Source organism: Gottfriedia acidiceleris (assembly GCF_023115465.1).
Lineage (GTDB): Bacteria > Bacillota > Bacilli > Bacillales > Bacillaceae_G > Gottfriedia > Gottfriedia acidiceleris_B.
The window spans coordinates 725710-742421 of record NZ_CP096034.1; the positions used below are offsets into that span (position 1 = coordinate 725710).

Sequence of the window (16712 nt, forward strand, 5' to 3'; positions counted from 1 at the left end):
AGAATGTTTTATTTAAATATATTTCTTCAATATTCAGGTCAATATTTAAAAACGAAATTACACTATAGAGCAAACTTCTTTTTATCATTTTTATCAGACTTGATGGCTCAGGCTGTAAATTTAATTTTTATATTATTAGTTTTCAATCATACTTCACTTATTGAAGGATGGAACCGAGACGAAATTGTATTCATCTATGGTTTCTTTTTAGTTCCGTTTGCTCTTTTTGCTTCATTTTTTAATATATGGGATTTTAATGATCGTTACATTGTAAAGGGAGAGTTTGATCGTATTTTAACTCGACCAATTCATAGTCTTTTTCAAGTAATATTAGAGAAAATGGAGTTAGAATCGTTACTAGGTGCTATTACTGGATTGATTATTATGATCTATGCAGGTTTTAAATTAGGACTTTCAATCACTTGGTATGATCCATTATTATTTCTATTAATGGCTTTTGGTGGAATGTTTGTATATGCCGGAATCTTTATTGCTTTAGCAAGTATCGGTTTTTGGTCAGATGCAAGAACGTCAATTATGCCGTTAATGTATAATATAGGTAACTATGGTCGTTATCCGATTAATATTTATCATCCAATCATTCGCTTTGTATTAACATGGATTTTACCATTTGCTTTTGTTGGTGTTTATCCGGCTGCGTATTTTTTACGTAGAAGTGAATGGTATGTCTATTCATTTTTAACGCCTGTTATGGGATTAGTTGTTTTTGTTATATCTGTTTTAATTTGGAACCAAGGTGTAAAAAAATATAAAGGTGCAGGTAACTAAGCAGTATTCTATTTCAATAGCTTGTTTCATAAATTGAAATGAGGTGATTGGAATGGGAACTGCTTTTTTCTTTTTTATTGCTATCTTTGCAATTTTGTATAGTCTAGTGTATTTATGGAATACTTCAACTACAAAAGTCAATAAAAGTCTTATTTCAATTAATAATTACATTCTTCTATTTTTAATATATGGAACGGTACTTATCGGCTTTAGCGCAGTGTATTTTATACTAGAGCACGGGCCACATCCAATTTTAATTGAGCATTCTATTCCTATTGAAGGGACTAATTACCATATAATGGGGTTATGCTTATATTTTAGCGCAATCACCCTTTTGTCTGTAGGCTATGGGGATATTGTACCAGTGGGAATCGGCAGATGGGTTGCCATGGTTGAAGCGCTCATCGGTTATACGATGCCAGCGGCTTTTGTTTTACAAGTATTTAAAGAAGAACATTAATATTTATGATTAAGGAGATTATTATGACTGTTGAAATTGGAATCAAAGCACCGGAATTTACTTTACCAGCAAGTAATGGAGAAGATGTATCTTTATCAGACTTTAGAGGTAAGAAAGTAGTTCTATATTTTTACCCAAAGGATATGACACCAGGTTGTACTACGGAAGCTTGTGACTTTAGAGATTCATATGAAAGGTTTATGAATAGTGGAACTGTTATTTTAGGAATAAGTCCTGATCCGATAAAAAGACATGAAAAATTTATAGAAAAACATCAATTACCATTTTTATTACTTTCAGACGAAACAACTGAAGTTGCAAAGTTATATGATGTATGGAAGTTAAAGAATAATTTTGGTAAGGAATATATGGGAATAGAACGTACAACATTTTTAATTGATGAAGAAGGTTGTATCGAAAATATATGGCAAAAGGTTAGAGTAAAGAATCATGTTGAAGATGTTTATAGTGTGATTAGTCGTTCTTAAAATTTGTACAAACTATTTGGGTTAATTAACTTGATATATGTTAAGTTTTTTTGAGAAAGAATCGTTTTATCTAAAATAATCGAGCTTTTCGTCTATACCTATATTGCTTTAGAGAATATATTGGAGTATAGGGCATACCTCCTCAGATGATAGCATATTGAAGTGCGAGAGATTTCTCGCACATTTTTTTTGTTTTCGTATATAAAATACAAGCATTGGCTAATTTTTTTAAGAAATTCTCAAAAAGTTGACAAATATTCTTGCAGTTGAATAAACTAATAATAAGTAATTAATTTTGGAACTATTTTATAGAAACGGGGAGAGCGGCGTTGCATAAAGAAAATATTCAAGATGCAATTTTACATTTAAAGAATAGCGGCGTACGTATTACACCTCAGAGGCATGCAATTATAGAATATTTAATAGGAAGTGGAACACATCCAACTGCTGATGAAATCTATAAAGCACTTGAGGGAAAATTTCCAAATATGAGTGTGGCAACAGTTTACAATAATCTCAGAGTATTACGTGAAGTAGGAATGGTTAAAGAATTAAACTTCGGTGATTCTTCTAGTCGTTTTGATTATATAACAACTGATCATTATCATATTATTTGTGAAAAATGTGGTGAAATGAATGACTTTCATTACGACGGGTTAGAAGGAATCAATCTTTATGTTGAAAAGGAAACGGGATTTGAAGTAACCAATCATAGAATGGAAGTATACGGTATTTGTCCTAAATGTAAAGAAAAAACATTATCATAATAAAGCACATTACATAATTGTAATGTGCTTTATTTATTATGCTATTGTTTAGCATCGCGTTTGCTATTATATTTTTCATTAAATTCTTTTCCTTCTAATGAAGGATCTAATGTAAGTGGCTCATTACAATACATACAGATGTCAACTTTACCAAGCATTTTAGTCGTTTTGTTACAATTCGGACAGATGACCTGAATTGTTTTTGTAGACAGCATTCCGATCCAAAAATAAACAACTGTACTACCAATAATCGCTAAAAATCCCACAAGCATAAAGACTGTCATGACAATCTTATGCTCTCTGAAAAATACACCACCATACATAATGATGAAGCCAATAAATAATAATGAAAGTGCAAACGTTCTTATATTATTAATTTTACTACTTTTCTTTTTTGCCACTTTGTCCACCCCATTCATTGTAAATATAGCATAAATGAGATAGAAAATGTTAGTGCCAACATGGAAAACAATTCGAACTTATTTAATGAAATTGATGAATTTAGAATTTAAGTGAAATACAGGACATTCCTAACTTTAATTAATTGATAGTATGATCGGATGGTACTTGGTTTAACTGTTGCTTTTTGTTAGAAAAATGAATTGGGAGATATAAAATAAAAAAATACGGGATAAGAATTATGCCTAATACAATTAAGTAATATGGCCATTGCCCAAAAAAGTCTAGCAAGTTTGCTCCAGCAGGTTTAGCTCTTAAAAATAAGTAGTTTCCTTTTATGACATAATCCAGTGAAAAAATAGGTATAGCCAATAAAATTATATAGAGGAAGGATTTCAATAATGAACGGAGAGTTGGAGTATATCTAAAGATAAATGTCATATAACAAATAGAAATAATGATTCCTCCGTGAGTAGTGAAAAATTGTATATATTTAAAATGAGGGAAGCTATATTTGATGTCTGGAGTAAGTACAGCTTGGATAGCCCCAGATAATCCCCAAAAATAGATAATCTCATAAACTTTATAATTTTTTGTAATAAGTGTATAACAGCATAGATACATACTTATACCGCATAGTTGGAGAGGTAATGAATCGCCCAAATCCCACTTGTTCGTTTTAATAAGCCATCCATATAATAGAAATTCAACTTTAAGCATTGAGACAATTAATAGAGTGCGGATGAATAAATCTACTTTCTTCTTATTGATTATTAAATTTCTGAAGTAATACAAACAGATTAGAAGGACGAGAATGATTAATAATGTAATAATATGTTGCTTTGAAAACAATACGAAACCATTCATAATTTACACCTCTCTCAAATCGGATAGATGATATTGGACATTCGCTACTGTTTGGATCCTTTGATTGTACTTTTTAAGTGTATTCAGCTTGTTTGTATTAAAGTATTATGACTTACTATTCATATGTCCAAATACATGTGTATTCTTTTTAGAAAAGAGTTTTTATTTTTTGAAAAAATCTTTTAAAAAGTGTTGACGGTGTGATTTATCAATGTTATATTATTCTATGTCGCCAAGAGATGACGGCGTCGAAAAAAAGATTTTAAATAAATGTTGACAGGCTCTTCTGAGAATGTTAATATGAAAAAGTCGCTAATGACGCGGCGAAGTGAACTTTGAAAACTAAACAAAACATGAAGTAAACGTCAATTATTAGTTTTTTGAGCAATACAAGATTTAAACTTAACTTTTATGGAGAGTTTGATCCTGGCTCAGGACGAACGCTGGCGGCGTGCCTAATACATGCAAGTCGAGCGGACTAATGGGAGCTTGCTCCCGTTAGTTAGCGGCGGACGGGTGAGTAACACGTGGGCAACCTACCTGTAAGACTGGGATAACTTCGGGAAACCGGAGCTAATACCGGATGACATAAAGGAACTCCTGTTCCTTTATTGAAAGATGGCTTCGGCTATCACTTACAGATGGGCCCGCGGCGCATTAGCTAGTTGGTGAGGTAACGGCTCACCAAGGCGACGATGCGTAGCCGACCTGAGAGGGTGATCGGCCACACTGGGACTGAGACACGGCCCAGACTCCTACGGGAGGCAGCAGTAGGGAATCTTCCGCAATGGACGAAAGTCTGACGGAGCAACGCCGCGTGAGCGATGAAGGCCTTCGGGTCGTAAAGCTCTGTTGTTAGGGAAGAATAAGTGCTAGTTGAATAAGCTGGCACCTTGACGGTACCTAACCAGAAAGCCACGGCTAACTACGTGCCAGCAGCCGCGGTAATACGTAGGTGGCAAGCGTTGTCCGGAATTATTGGGCGTAAAGCGCGCGCAGGCGGTTTCTTAAGTCTGATGTGAAAGCCCCCGGCTCAACCGGGGAGGGTCATTGGAAACTGGGAAACTTGAGTGCAGAAGAGGAAAGTGGAATTCCAAGTGTAGCGGTGAAATGCGTAGAGATTTGGAGGAACACCAGTGGCGAAGGCGACTTTCTGGTCTGTAACTGACGCTGAGGCGCGAAAGCGTGGGGAGCAAACAGGATTAGATACCCTGGTAGTCCACGCTGTAAACGATGAGTGCTAAGTGTTAGAGGGTTTCCGCCCTTTAGTGCTGAAGTTAACGCATTAAGCACTCCGCCTGGGGAGTACGGTCGCAAGACTGAAACTCAAAGGAATTGACGGGGGCCCGCACAAGTGGTGGAGCATGTGGTTTAATTCGAAGCAACGCGAAGAACCTTACCAGGTCTTGACATCCTCTGACAACCCTAGAGATAGGGCTTTCCCTTCGGGGACAGAGTGACAGGTGGTGCATGGTTGTCGTCAGCTCGTGTCGTGAGATGTTGGGTTAAGTCCCGCAACGAGCGCAACCCTTGATCTTAGTTGCCAGCATTTAGTTGGGCACTCTAAGGTGACTGCCGGTGACAAACCGGAGGAAGGTGGGGATGACGTCAAATCATCATGCCCCTTATGACCTGGGCTACACACGTGCTACAATGGATAGTACAAAGGGTTGCAAGACCGCGAGGTGGAGCTAATCCCATAAAACTATTCTCAGTTCGGATTGTAGGCTGCAACTCGCCTACATGAAGCCGGAATCACTAGTAATCGCGGATCAGCATGCCGCGGTGAATACGTTCCCGGGCCTTGTACACACCGCCCGTCACACCACGAGAGTTTGTAACACCCGAAGTCGGTGGGGTAACCTTTTAGGGGCCAGCCGCCTAAGGTGGGACAGATGATTGGGGTGAAGTCGTAACAAGGTAGCCGTATCGGAAGGTGCGGCTGGATCACCTCCTTTCTATGGAGACATCATGAACCGATGGTTCATGTATGAAATGTTTCTTCATTGTTTTGTTTAGTTTTGAGAGTTCACTCTCAACTTTGTACCTTGAAAACTAGATAATGTCATTCATTAAACTGCGTAAGTTTAATTCAATTAGTTTTAAAATTAGTTAAGTTAGAAAGGGCGCACGGTGGATGCCTTGGCACTAGGAGTCGATGAAGGACGGGACTAACACCGATATGCTTCGGGGAGCTGTAAGTAAGCTTTGATCCGGAGATTTCCGAATGGGGAAACCCACTACTCGTAATGGAGTAGTATCTTTACCTGAATACATAGGGTACTGAGGACAGACCCAGGGAACTGAAACATCTAAGTACCTGGAGGAATAGAAAGCAATAGCGATTTCCTGAGTAGCGGCGAGCGAAACGGAAGATAGCCCAAACCAAGAGGCTTGCCTCTTGGGGTTGTAGGACACTCTATACGGAGTTACAAAGGAACGGGGTAAATGAAGCGACCTGGAAAGGTCCGTCAAAGAAGGTAAAAACCCTGTAGTTGAAACCTCGTTCCCTCTTGAGTGGATCCTGAGTACGGCGGAACACGTGAAATTCCGTCGGAATCTGGGAGGACCATCTCCCAAGGCTAAATACTACCTAGTGACCGATAGTGAACCAGTACCGTGAGGGAAAGGTGAAAAGCACCCCGGAAGGGGAGTGAAAGAGAACCTGAAACCGTGTGCTTACAAATAGTCAGAGCTCGTTAACGAGTGATGGCGTGCCTTTTGTAGAATGAACCGGCGAGTTACGATCCCGTGCAAGGTTAAGTTGAAGAGACGGAGCCGCAGCGAAAGCGAGTCTGAATAGGGCGATATAGTACGTGGTCGTAGACCCGAAACCGAGTGATCTACCCATGTCCAGGATGAAGTTCAGGTAACACTGAATGGAGGTCCGAACCCACGCACGTTGAAAAGTGCGGGGATGAGGTGTGGGTAGCGGAGAAATTCCAATCGAACTCGGAGATAGCTGGTTCTCCCCGAAATAGCTTTAGGGCTAGCCTTATGTGTTAGAGTCTTGGAGGTAGAGCACTGATTGGACTAGGGGCCCCCAACGGGTTACCGAATTCAGTCAAACTCCGAATGCCAATGACTTATCCATAGGAGTCAGACTACGAGTGATAAGATCCGTGGTCAAGAGGGAAACAGCCCAGACCGCCAGCTAAGGTCCCAAAGTATACGTTAAGTGGAAAAGGATGTGGAGTTGCTTAGACAACCAGGATGTTGGCTTAGAAGCAGCCACCATTTAAAGAGTGCGTAATAGCTCACTGGTCGAGTGACTCTGCGCCGAAAATGTAACGGGGCTAAACGTATCACCGAAGCTGCGGATTGATACCGTATGGTATCAGTGGTAGGGGAGCGTTCTAAGGGCGTTGAAGCTAGATCGTAAGGACTGGTGGAGCGCTTAGAAGTGAGAATGCCGGTATGAGTAGCGAAAGACGGGTGAGAATCCCGTCCACCGTATGCCTAAGGTTTCCTGGGGAAGGCTCGTCCTCCCAGGGTTAGTCAGGACCTAAGCCGAGGCCGAAAGGCGTAGGCGATGGACAACAGGTTGATATTCCTGTACCACCTCATTTCCGTTTGAGCAATGGAGGGACGCAGAAAGATAGGGTAAGCGCGCTGCTGGATATGCGCGTCCAAGCAATTAGGCTGATGTGTAGGCAAATCCGCACATCATAAGGCTGAGTTGTGATGGCGAGGGAAATATAGTACCGAAGTTCCTGATTCTACGCTGCCAAGAAAAGCTTCTAGCGAGGAAATAGGTGCCTGTACCGCAAACCGACACAGGTAGGCGAGGAGAGAATCCTAAGGTGAGCGAGAGAACTATGGTTAAGGAACTCGGCAAAATGACCCCGTAACTTCGGGAGAAGGGGTGCTCTTTTGGGTGTATGCCCGGGAGAGCCGCAGTGAAAAGGCCCAAGCGACTGTTTAGCAAAAACACAGGTCTCTGCGAAGCCGCAAGGCGAAGTATAGGGGCTGACGCCTGCCCGGTGCTGGAAGGTTAAGAGGAGGGGTTATCCCTTACGGGAGAAGCTCTGAATTGAAGCCCCAGTAAACGGCGGCCGTAACTATAACGGTCCTAAGGTAGCGAAATTCCTTGTCGGGTAAGTTCCGACCCGCACGAAAGGCGTAACGATTTGGGCACTGTCTCAACCATAGACTCGGTGAAATTATAGTACCTGTGAAGATGCAGGTTACCCGCGACAGGACGGAAAGACCCCGTGGAGCTTTACTGCAGCTTGATATTGAATTTTGGTACAGCTTGTACAGGATAGGTAGGAGCCTGAGAAGCCGGAGCGCTAGCTTCGGTGGAGGCGTCGGTGGGATACTACCCTGGCTGTATTGAAATTCTAACCTAGAGCCGTGATCCGGCTCGGAGACAGTGTCAGGTGGGCAGTTTGACTGGGGCGGTCGCCTCCTAAAGAGTAACGGAGGCGCCCAAAGGTTCCCTCAGAATGGTTGGAAATCATTCGAAGAGTGTAAAGGCATAAGGGAGCTTGACTGCGAGACCTACAAGTCGAGCAGGGACGAAAGTCGGGCTTAGTGATCCGGTGGTTCCGCATGGAAGGGCCATCGCTCAACGGATAAAAGCTACCCCGGGGATAACAGGCTTATCTCCCCCAAGAGTCCACATCGACGGGGAGGTTTGGCACCTCGATGTCGGCTCATCGCATCCTGGGGCTGTAGTCGGTCCCAAGGGTTGGGCTGTTCGCCCATTAAAGCGGTACGCGAGCTGGGTTCAGAACGTCGTGAGACAGTTCGGTCCCTATCCGTCGTGGGCGCAGGAAATTTGAGAGGAGCTGTCCTTAGTACGAGAGGACCGGGATGGACACACCGCTGGTGTACCAGTTGTTCTGCCAAGAGCATGGCTGGGTAGCTATGTGTGGAAGGGATAAGTGCTGAAAGCATCTAAGCATGAAGCCCCCCTCAAGATGAGATTTCCCATAGCGTTAAGCTAGTAAGACCCCTGAGAGACGATCAGGTTGATAGGTCAGAGGTGGAAGCGTGGTGACACGTGGAGCTGACTGATACTAATCGGTCGAGGACTTAACTAACAAGTTTGATGATGACATTATCTAGTTTTGAAGGTACAAAAATTATTGTAAAAAACTTCAAAAAGTTATTGACTTTTAAATGAAATTTGATATAATAATTAATGTCTTAAAGAAAATGAATCAAGTGATGATAGCGAAGAGGTCACACCCGTTCCCATACCGAACACGGCAGTTAAGCTCTTCAGCGTCGATGGTAGTTGGGGGTTTCCCCCTGTGAGAGTAGAACGTCGCTTGGTTTGATGGAGGATTAGCTCAGCTGGGAGAGCACCTGCCTTACAAGCAGGGGGTCGGCGGTTCGAGCCCGTCATCCTCCACCATATGCCGACTTAGCTCAATTGGTAGAGCAACTGACTTGTAATCAGTAGGTTGGGGGTTCAAGTCCTCTAGTCGGCACTCTTTATGAGCCATTAGCTCAGTAGGTAGAGCATCTGACTTTTAATCAGAGGGTCGAAGGTTCGAATCCTTCATGGCTCACCATTTTCTAAAAAAAGAAAATATTGCGGGTGTGGCGGAATTGGCAGACGCGCTAGACTTAGGATCTAGTACTTCGGTGTGGGGGTTCGAGTCCCTTCACCCGCACCATTTAAATTAATAAGTTTTAAGCAGTATACGCGGAAGTAGTTCAGTGGTAGAATACAACCTTGCCAAGGTTGGGGTCGCGGGTTCGAGCCCCGTCTTCCGCTCCAAATATGCTGCCGGGGTGGTGGAATGGCAGACACACAGGACTTAAAATCCTGCGGGGGTTGACCCCGTGCCGGTTCGAGTCCGGCCCTCGGTACCATTTATAATATGCGCCCGTAGCTCAATTGGATAGAGCGTTTGACTACGGATCAAAAGGTTATGGGTTCGAGTCCTTTCGGGCGCGCCATATTATTTCACCTGTTATTCTAAACGGGAAGTGGCTCAGCTTGGTAGAGCACCTGGTTTGGGACCAGGGGGTCGCAGGTTCAAATCCTGTCTTCCCGACCATTTAAAACATGGGGCCTTAGCTCAGCTGGGAGAGCGCCTGCCTTGCACGCAGGAGGTCAGCGGTTCGATCCCGCTAGGCTCCACTTAAACAACTTAAAGAAACTTATTATGGCGGTGTAGCTCAGCTGGCTAGAGCGTACGGTTCATACCCGTGAGGTCGTGGGTTCGACTCCCTCCGCCGCTACTTATTTAAGGACCTTTAGCTCAGCTGGTTAGAGCAGACGGCTCATAACCGTCCGGTCGTAGGTTCGAGTCCTACAAGGTCCACCACTTATAATGGAGTAATACCCAAGTCTGGCTGAAGGGATCGGTCTTGAAAACCGACAGGGGTGTAACAGCCCGCGGGGGTTCGAATCCCTCTTACTCCTCCATTTTTATTAAATTTCATATTAATGGATCTAACTTAGTTAGTATTCATAATTATCGCGGGGTGGAGCAAGAACGAATATGCTTCGAAGAAATTACTTCAGCATACCAATCGAGCTACTGCTTGCATAATCATCCTGAGATTGGGATGGTCTTAACTAAATACTTTCATGGAACTATATTAAATAGCATCCATATTATCGCGGGGTGGAGCAGTCTGGTAGCTCGTCGGGCTCATAACCCGAAGGTCGCAGGTTCAAATCCTGTCCCCGCAACCAAATGGTCCCGTGGTGTAGCGGTTAACATGCCTGCCTGTCACGCAGGAGATCGCCGGTTCGATCCCGGTCGGGACCGCCATTTAAGATGGCTCGGTAGCTCAGTCGGTAGAGCAGAGGACTGAAAATCCTCGTGTCGGCGGTTCGATTCCGTCCCGAGCCACCATCTTAAAAGTTTGAGTGAAATAAATTATATAAGTAATAAAACAAAGTGAATTAATTAATAAAATGCCGACTTAGCTCAATTGGTAGAGCAACTGACTTGTAATCAGTAGGTTGGGGGTTCAAGTCCTCTAGTCGGCACTCTTTATGGCGGTCGTGGCGAAGTGGTTAACGCATCGGATTGTGGTTCCGACACTCGTGGGTTCGATTCCCATCGGTCGCCCCATATTGTGCGGGTGTAGTTTAATGGTAAAATAGAAGCCTTCCAAGCTTCGGTCGTGGGTTCGATTCCCATCACCCGCTTTTTTATAAAATTTAATGGGCCTATAGCTCAGCTGGTTAGAGCGCACGCCTGATAAGCGTGAGGTCGATGGTTCGAGTCCATTTAGGCCCACCATTAAATTTAAAATTAATTTTTCCGCAGTAGCTCAGTGGTAGAGCACTCGGCTGTTAACCGAGTGGTCGTAGGTTCGAACCCTACCTGCGGAGCCATATGATAGAGAAGTACCCAAGTGGCTCAAGGGGCGCCCCTGCTAAGGGTGTAGATCGGGTAACCGGTGCGAGGGTTCGAATCCCTTCTTCTCTGCCATATTTTTTTTTGGCCCGTTGGTCAAGCGGTTAAGACACCGCCCTTTCACGGCGGTAACACGGGTTCGAGTCCCGTACGGGTCATATCTAAAGCTCAGTTATTTGTGATAACACAGGTAACTGAGCTTTTTATTTGTCTTTTATAATGACTTTCAGATAGAGATAATTACTGAATCCGCTTTTCTCCATTATCTTAGAAGGTTCTTTGTTTGATTTTAGATGTACAGGATCGTTTTAATTTAGAGCTTTTATCTTACTACCTAAGAATAGAAGTCAATTTCATATACTCGGAATATTTTTTTATCTTATTTCTCTTTAAAGTGTAATTTAATAATGATCTTTCCCTTGTATATGCAAAAAAACGGACTAACTGAATTGTTAATCCGAATTAGTAAACTTTGCTTTAAACAGTTACTTGATCATTTTTTAACATTTTTTGATACGCTTTAATTTCATCATCTGAAAAGACATTAGTTGCTAACCGTTTCACTCGACTCCAGTATTCTTTAAATTCGTTATATTTAACCCCTTGTTCCTCCATAAAATCAACTAAACTGCCACCTGTAAAGAAAATATGTGCTTTTGGGTAAGCTGCATCCCAATAAATATTCCCTCGTAGATTCAAAATGTTTTCTGTCTCTTTTACAAATATAGTAATGGAAACAGCACATCTCAGTCTTAGTTCTCCTCGATCTCGCCCTTCTCCTTTTCCATTAATCTTCATTCGGGTCACATATTCTTCATTTTCAAAACTTATAGCCTTTTCACTCATTGTAAATTCCATCATCATTATATCCTCACCCTTTAGTTACAACGTCGTTAATATTCATTTATTTAAGTATACTTCAAATAATATTACTAGAGTGAATTATAAAGCCTAAGTTGTTTTTTTGTTAAAGTAAAAAATAGATTTCATTTAGTTTTAAAAAGTTAGGATAAGTTATGTTTTTCAATTTTTAAGGTTGTAAAATTGTTGGGAAATAAAGAGGCCTACTGAGATTGGAAAGTTGTAGGTATTATTCAAAATGAACAGATGGTCTACTAACGATTTATCCTTCTTCCAAAGAAATTAGAAAGCAAGAAATTGAAAGCAAGCACATGATCTTAGTGTTAAAATATGAATAGCTAAAGATGAGGTGATTTAATGAAAGGATTTAATAATCAGGTCATGTGGGATGCTGTTGAATCATGCGATGAAAACTACGATGGAGTATTTATTTATGCAGTTAAGTCCACTGGAATCTGTTGTAAACCTTCGTGTAAGTCAAGAACCCCATTAAAAGAAAATGTATCATATTATTCGTCAATTTCTTTAGCAATAAAAGATGGGTACCGTCCATGTAAAAGATGTCGTCCTGATTTACTTCACTCAAATGAGGAGGATATTATTTTATCTGCAAAACATTTTATTGAAAAAGAATATCGAAATAGCTTAACATTGGATCGGTTAGCAATTGAAGTTGGAGTAAGTAAATTTCATTTACAAAGATTATTTAAAAAATCCACAGGTTTATCGCCGTTAGAATACGTAACTAAGTTAAGAATGAAAGAAGCTTTGAGATTATTGCGAGATACTGAGAAAAGCATAACTGAAATAGCGCATAATCTTGGTTTTAAAGGCTCTGCACATTTTTCAAGCATGTTTCGTCACCATTTTAATTACACTCCAACTACATTCAGACAGGGGTTAAATAAATGAAGTCTGAGGTGTTCTTATTTTGAAAGAACATATTACATTAGGGATGTTGTTTGGTTTTCTTGTCATTTTATGTGGTGTATTCCTGATTTCAGATTTTCGTTTACGTGTAATAACATCAAATAAGCGAATGCAAGTCTAATAAGATTTTAAATAAGACAAAAAGGATTTTCGTAAAAACGAAGATCCTTTTTTACTATATTACGATTGTTATTTTATACAGCAAATAATAACTACCAAAGTAGGTAAATAAAAATTAAGATTTAGGTAACCTTGAAGCGAGCGAATCTACATGAATCTAAATAATATTATTGTAATTGCCTAAAATGTAAGTCAGGTAATTTAAATTCACTATTTTGATCCAATATGTATTGTTGCAGGTCTTCCATATTACCAAATAAATTGAATTCTGTTTAGAGTTTTTTTTATTTTCCATCTAAATTTTCAAATAATTTACTAGTGGTTGTTTCTAAATATTTTCTAAAAAAAACTTTCCCTCTTAATCCGACAATCTTCTACAATTCTTTTTAAAAATAAAGTTTTTTTGTTATAAAAGTGTGAAATATGTATGGAATTTTATGAAAAATCAAAAATTTACAAATTGTTATAAGGGAATTTTGAAATGTTATGTATAAATATACATAAATATTCGTTCGACAAATTCGACATTTTTACGACAAACGCAATAATGACAACGGTTTCATGAATGGTTATTCATTTTTGAAAAAAAATTTTGAATTTTTTTTGCATAAAAACAAGGTGAATAGATATATTTGTAGAATATTAAGAGATAGAAGAATTTAAGAGATTGTAATGAGGTGAGGATGTTGCTTTTGACACGGCCAACTGAGTTTGATGTACATTTATTCCATGAGGGAAGTTTATTCCATAGCTATGAATGCTTTGGGGCACAAATTGTAAAAAAAGGGAATAAAGTTGGAACTACTTTTACGGTGTGGGCTCCACATGCGAAAGGTGTCTCAGTTGTTGGGGACTTTAATAATTGGAATGGTTCTGAACATAAAATGGAAAAGCTGAACGATCAAGGGATTTGGACGATATATATCCCCGAAATTGGTCATGGGACGATATACAAATATGAAATTTCAACCAAGCGTGGTGATGTTTTATTAAAAAGTGATCCTTTTGCTTTCTATAGTGAGCTAAGACCAAGCACAGCTTCGATAGTTTATGATCTTTCGGGCTATAAATGGAAAGATGCAAAATATCGTAAGCAGAAATTTAAAAAGTCTGTATATGAAGAACCAGTTTTAATTTATGAGGTACATTTAGGTTCTTGGAAAAAGAAAGAAAACGGTGATTTTTACACTTATGCAGAATTAGCGACAGAACTAATTCCATATGTAAAAGATCATGGTTTTACACATATTGAAATATTACCATTAGTCGAACATCCATATGATCGTTCTTGGGGGTATCAAGGAGTAGGATATTTTTCTTCTACTAGTCGATATGGAAATCCTCATGAGCTAATGAGCTTTATAGACGAATGTCACCAGAACGGATTAGGAGTCATTATGGATTGGGTGCCTGGTCATTTTTGTAAGGATTCTCATGGATTATACATGTTTGATGGTGAACCGACATATGAATATGAAGGTTATGATGCTAGAGAAAATGAAGTATGGGGAACAGCGAATTTTGATTTATCAAAACCAGAAGTAAAATCATTTCTTATTTCAAACGCCTTATATTGGATGGAATATTTTCATATTGATGGTTTCCGAGTAGACGCTGTTGCAAATATTTTATATTGGAAAAATAGAAATGAAGAGAATCCTTTTGCAACTCAGTTTCTAAGAAGATTAAATGAAGCGGTATTTGAACAGGATCCACAAGTATTAATGATTGCTGAAGATTCTACTGATTGGCCATTAGTTACTGCACCTACATATGAGGGTGGATTAGGTTTTAACTTTAAGTGGAATATGGGTTGGATGAATGATGTTTTGACTTATATGGAGACTCACCCGACGGAAAGAAAGCATCATCATAATAAGATGACTTTCTCGTTTTTATATGCTTTCTCAGAAAACTTTGTTTTACCTTTTTCACATGATGAAGTAGTACATGGTAAGAAATCTTTGTTAAATAAAATGCCAGGTACATATGAAGAAAAGTTTGCTCAATTAAGGGTACTATTTGGTTATTATTTATCTCATCCAGGTAAGAAGCTCCTATTTATGGGAAGTGAATTTGGGCAATTTGATGAGTGGAAGGATTTAGAACAAATTGATTGGATGATTAAAGATTATGAATATCATTCCAAGATGAACAAATATTTCAAAGAATTATTATCGATTTATAAAAAAAATAAATCGCTTTATGAAGTTGATAATCATTGGGATGGATTTTCATGGATTGATGCAAATAATGCAGATCAAAGTGTATTTTCATTTATCCGTAAAGGAAAAAACAAGGAAGATTATGTCATCGTAATCTGTAATTTTAGAGAGATTTCTTATGACACATATCGAATTGGAGTACCTGCAAAGTATCGTTATAAAGAATTGCTTTCAAGTGACTATGTACAATTTGGTGGCGAAAGTAAAATAAACCGTTCTTCCATTGAATCAGAAGAAATACCATACCATGGTTTACCATACAGTATTGAAATAGCATTACCTGCCTTTAGTTTTACAATCATTCGTCCAGTTAAAATGCGAAAGGGGATTAGCAGCAATGGTTCAGAAAAAATGCGTAGCAATGTTACTAGCAGGGGGAAAAGGGAGTAGATTAAGTTCATTAACAAAAGAACTAGCAAAACCAGCCGTAGCTTTCGGAGGTAAATATCGAATAATCGATTTTACTTTAAGTAATTGCACAAATTCAGGTATTGATACTGTTGGGGTACTAACTCAATATCAGCCACTTGTACTAAACTCATATATTGGTATAGGAAGTGCATGGGATTTAGATCGCTTAAATGGTGGGGTAACTGTTTTACCCCCATATTCAGAAGCATCTGGCGTTAAATGGTATACAGGTACTGCAAGTGCAATTTATCAAAATTTAAATTATATAAAGCAATATCAGCCTGAATATGTTTTGATTCTTTCAGGTGATCATATTTATAAGATGGACTATAGTAAAATGCTAGACTATCACATTGAAAAAGAGGCAGATGTATCGATTTCAGTTATCGAAGTTCCGATAGATGAAGCAAGCCGTTTCGGAATTATGAATACAAATGATGAAATGGATATTATAGAATTTGAAGAAAAACCTCAATATCCGAAGAGTAATTTAGCATCGATGGGAATTTATATTTTTAAATGGAATGTTTTAAAAGAGTTTTTAGAGATGGATGATCGCAATCCAGAATCAAGTAATGACTTTGGTAAAGACGTTATTCCTCTTTTATTGGAAGAAAAGAAAAAAGTAGTTGCTTATCCTTTCAAAGGTTATTGGAAGGACGTTGGCACAGTAAAAAGCTTATGGGAAGCAAATATGGATTTGTTAAATGAAGATAGTGAACTAAATATATATGATCGTGATTGGCGCATATATTCAGTTAATCCAAATCAACCGCCACAATATATTGCACCTACAGCAATCGTTGAAGACTCGTTAATTAATGAGGGTTGTGTTGTTGAAGGGTATATATCACATTCTGTATTATTCCAAGGTGTAACAATCGGAGAAGGCAGTTTGATAAAAGATTCTGTCGTTATGCCAGGTTGTGTTATTGGAAAAGATGTTCGAATTGAAAGTGCTGTAGTAGCTCCTGGAATGGTTATTCCTGATGGAAGCCTTTTAGGTCCTGAGAAAGATTATGAAGAGGTAATTCTAGTTACAAGTGAAGAATAAGAGGTGG

At 39.5% G+C, this 16712-nt stretch carries 10 protein-coding genes, 22 tRNA genes and 3 rRNA genes; 32 read left to right on the plus strand and 3 right to left on the minus strand.

The features are described from left to right. Positions 1 to 3: 3 nt before the first annotated feature. From MY490_RS03340 to MY490_RS03355, 4 genes are all read left to right on the plus strand, one after another. Positions 4 to 789, plus strand: a complete 786-nt coding sequence (locus MY490_RS03340) for an ABC transporter permease (RefSeq protein ID WP_248267991.1) — start codon at positions 4 to 6, stop codon at positions 787 to 789. Between the two features lie 52 nt (positions 790 to 841). Next, a complete protein-coding gene (locus MY490_RS03345; protein ID WP_248267992.1) occupies positions 842 to 1249 on the plus strand; it encodes a potassium channel family protein in 408 nt (135 codons plus the stop codon). A gap of 23 nt (positions 1250 to 1272) precedes the next feature. After that, positions 1273 to 1737, plus strand: a complete 465-nt coding sequence (gene bcp / locus MY490_RS03350) for a thioredoxin-dependent thiol peroxidase (RefSeq protein ID WP_248267993.1) — start codon at positions 1273 to 1275, stop codon at positions 1735 to 1737. Between the two features lie 329 nt (positions 1738 to 2066). Next, positions 2067 to 2504, plus strand: coding sequence for a Fur family transcriptional regulator (locus tag MY490_RS03355; RefSeq protein WP_025672070.1), 438 nt, complete (start codon positions 2067 to 2069; stop codon positions 2502 to 2504). 41 nt (positions 2505 to 2545) lie between these two features. On the opposite strand, the gene MY490_RS03360 is transcribed toward MY490_RS03355, so the two are convergent. Both MY490_RS03360 and MY490_RS03365 read right to left on the minus strand, forming a co-directional pair. After that, on the minus strand, positions 2546 to 2905 hold the full coding sequence (locus tag MY490_RS03360) for a YgzB family protein (protein WP_248267994.1): 360 nt from the start codon (positions 2903 to 2905) through the stop codon (positions 2546 to 2548). Between the two features lie 139 nt (positions 2906 to 3044). Continuing rightward, positions 3045 to 3770: a YwaF family protein gene (locus MY490_RS03365; RefSeq protein WP_248267995.1), complete on the minus strand. Its 726-nt coding sequence runs from the start codon at positions 3768 to 3770 to the stop codon at positions 3045 to 3047. 408 nt (positions 3771 to 4178) lie between these two features. On the opposite strand from MY490_RS03365, the gene MY490_RS03370 reads away from it, so the two are divergent. The 25 genes from MY490_RS03370 to MY490_RS03490 all read left to right on the plus strand — a co-directional run bounded on the left by MY490_RS03370 (position 4179) and on the right by MY490_RS03490 (position 11262). Then, positions 4179 to 5728 (plus strand): 16S ribosomal RNA (locus MY490_RS03370). A 152-nt stretch (positions 5729 to 5880) separates the two neighbouring features. Next, positions 5881 to 8818, plus strand: a 23S ribosomal RNA gene (locus MY490_RS03375). Between the two features lie 120 nt (positions 8819 to 8938). Continuing rightward, a 5S ribosomal RNA gene (gene rrf, locus MY490_RS03380) occupies positions 8939 to 9054 on the plus strand. The 16S, 23S and 5S rRNA genes sit together here with 22 tRNA genes alongside, the layout of an rRNA operon. Before the next feature lie 5 nt (positions 9055 to 9059). Beyond that, a tRNA-Val gene (locus tag MY490_RS03385) sits at positions 9060 to 9135 on the plus strand. A gap of 3 nt (positions 9136 to 9138) precedes the next feature. Then, a tRNA-Thr gene (locus MY490_RS03390) sits at positions 9139 to 9211 on the plus strand. Between the two features lie 8 nt (positions 9212 to 9219). After that, a tRNA-Lys gene (locus MY490_RS03395) sits at positions 9220 to 9295 on the plus strand. Positions 9296 to 9317: 22 nt separating this feature from the next. Further along, positions 9318 to 9400, plus strand: a tRNA-Leu gene (locus MY490_RS03400). Between the two features lie 29 nt (positions 9401 to 9429). Beyond that, positions 9430 to 9504, plus strand: a tRNA-Gly gene (locus MY490_RS03405). Positions 9505 to 9512: 8 nt separating this feature from the next. Next, positions 9513 to 9599: transfer RNA gene (locus MY490_RS03410), tRNA-Leu, on the plus strand. 10 nt (positions 9600 to 9609) lie between these two features. After that, positions 9610 to 9686, plus strand: a tRNA-Arg gene (locus MY490_RS03415). A gap of 24 nt (positions 9687 to 9710) precedes the next feature. After that, positions 9711 to 9787, plus strand: a tRNA-Pro gene (locus MY490_RS03420). A gap of 10 nt (positions 9788 to 9797) precedes the next feature. Beyond that, positions 9798 to 9870: transfer RNA gene (locus tag MY490_RS03425), tRNA-Ala, on the plus strand. 27 nt (positions 9871 to 9897) lie between these two features. Continuing rightward, positions 9898 to 9971: transfer RNA gene (locus MY490_RS03430), tRNA-Met, on the plus strand. Positions 9972 to 9980: 9 nt separating this feature from the next. Continuing rightward, positions 9981 to 10057 (plus strand) — tRNA-Ile (locus MY490_RS03435). An 8-nt stretch (positions 10058 to 10065) separates the two neighbouring features. Next, positions 10066 to 10158, plus strand: a tRNA-Ser gene (locus tag MY490_RS03440). A gap of 196 nt (positions 10159 to 10354) precedes the next feature. Next, positions 10355 to 10431, plus strand: a tRNA-Met gene (locus MY490_RS03445). A 3-nt stretch (positions 10432 to 10434) separates the two neighbouring features. Beyond that, positions 10435 to 10510, plus strand: a tRNA-Asp gene (locus tag MY490_RS03450). An 8-nt stretch (positions 10511 to 10518) separates the two neighbouring features. Further along, positions 10519 to 10594, plus strand: a tRNA-Phe gene (locus MY490_RS03455). A gap of 64 nt (positions 10595 to 10658) precedes the next feature. Further along, positions 10659 to 10731, plus strand: a tRNA-Thr gene (locus MY490_RS03460). Between the two features lie 9 nt (positions 10732 to 10740). Next, positions 10741 to 10816: transfer RNA gene (locus tag MY490_RS03465), tRNA-His, on the plus strand. Between the two features lie 6 nt (positions 10817 to 10822). Continuing rightward, positions 10823 to 10893, plus strand: a tRNA-Gly gene (locus MY490_RS03470). A gap of 17 nt (positions 10894 to 10910) precedes the next feature. After that, positions 10911 to 10987, plus strand: a tRNA-Ile gene (locus MY490_RS03475). A 20-nt stretch (positions 10988 to 11007) separates the two neighbouring features. Continuing rightward, positions 11008 to 11082, plus strand: a tRNA-Asn gene (locus MY490_RS03480). A 6-nt stretch (positions 11083 to 11088) separates the two neighbouring features. Beyond that, positions 11089 to 11179: transfer RNA gene (locus MY490_RS03485), tRNA-Ser, on the plus strand. An 11-nt stretch (positions 11180 to 11190) separates the two neighbouring features. Then, positions 11191 to 11262 (plus strand) — tRNA-Glu (locus tag MY490_RS03490). Between the two features lie 319 nt (positions 11263 to 11581). Here MY490_RS03490 and MY490_RS03495 read toward each other — a convergent pair. Beyond that, positions 11582 to 11968, minus strand: a complete 387-nt coding sequence (locus MY490_RS03495) for a hypothetical protein (protein WP_248267996.1) — start codon at positions 11966 to 11968, stop codon at positions 11582 to 11584. A gap of 354 nt (positions 11969 to 12322) precedes the next feature. On the opposite strand from MY490_RS03495, the gene MY490_RS03500 reads away from it, so the two are divergent. The 3 genes from MY490_RS03500 to MY490_RS03510 all read left to right on the plus strand — a co-directional run bounded on the left by MY490_RS03500 (position 12323) and on the right by MY490_RS03510 (position 16705). Next, a complete protein-coding gene (locus tag MY490_RS03500) occupies positions 12323 to 12877 on the plus strand; it encodes a bifunctional transcriptional activator/DNA repair enzyme AdaA (RefSeq protein WP_248267997.1) in 555 nt (184 codons plus the stop codon). A gap of 821 nt (positions 12878 to 13698) precedes the next feature. Continuing rightward, the gene (gene glgB, locus MY490_RS03505; protein ID WP_248267998.1) at positions 13699 to 15630 is read left to right on the plus strand and encodes a 1,4-alpha-glucan branching protein GlgB; all 1932 of its coding nucleotides are present in this window, start codon (positions 13699 to 13701) and stop codon (positions 15628 to 15630) included. Beyond that, on the plus strand, positions 15578 to 16705 hold the full coding sequence (locus MY490_RS03510) for a glucose-1-phosphate adenylyltransferase (RefSeq protein WP_248267999.1): 1128 nt from the start codon (positions 15578 to 15580) through the stop codon (positions 16703 to 16705). Before glgB ends, MY490_RS03510 begins: the two co-directional genes overlap by 53 nt. The last annotated feature ends 7 nt before the right edge of the window (positions 16706 to 16712 follow it).

What these genes read in the sequence shown, in the direction of transcription:
- MY490_RS03495 (WP_248267996.1), bottom strand. Translation starts at nt 11,968, where the DNA reads ATGATGATGGAATTTACAATGAGTGAAAAGGCTATAAGTTTTGAAAAT.
- bcp (WP_248267993.1), top strand. Translation starts at nt 1,273, where the DNA reads ATGACTGTTGAAATTGGAATCAAAGCACCGGAATTTACTTTACCAGCA.
- MY490_RS03365 (WP_248267995.1), bottom strand. Translation starts at nt 3,770, where the DNA reads ATGAATGGTTTCGTATTGTTTTCAAAGCAACATATTATTACATTATTA.
- MY490_RS03510 (WP_248267999.1), top strand. Translation starts at nt 15,578, where the DNA reads ATGGTTCAGAAAAAATGCGTAGCAATGTTACTAGCAGGGGGAAAAGGG.
- glgB (WP_248267998.1), top strand. Translation starts at nt 13,699, where the DNA reads ATGTTGCTTTTGACACGGCCAACTGAGTTTGATGTACATTTATTCCAT.
- MY490_RS03345 (WP_248267992.1), top strand. Translation starts at nt 842, where the DNA reads ATGGGAACTGCTTTTTTCTTTTTTATTGCTATCTTTGCAATTTTGTAT.
- MY490_RS03340 (WP_248267991.1), top strand. Translation starts at nt 4, where the DNA reads ATGTTTTATTTAAATATATTTCTTCAATATTCAGGTCAATATTTAAAA.
- MY490_RS03500 (WP_248267997.1), top strand. Translation starts at nt 12,323, where the DNA reads ATGAAAGGATTTAATAATCAGGTCATGTGGGATGCTGTTGAATCATGC.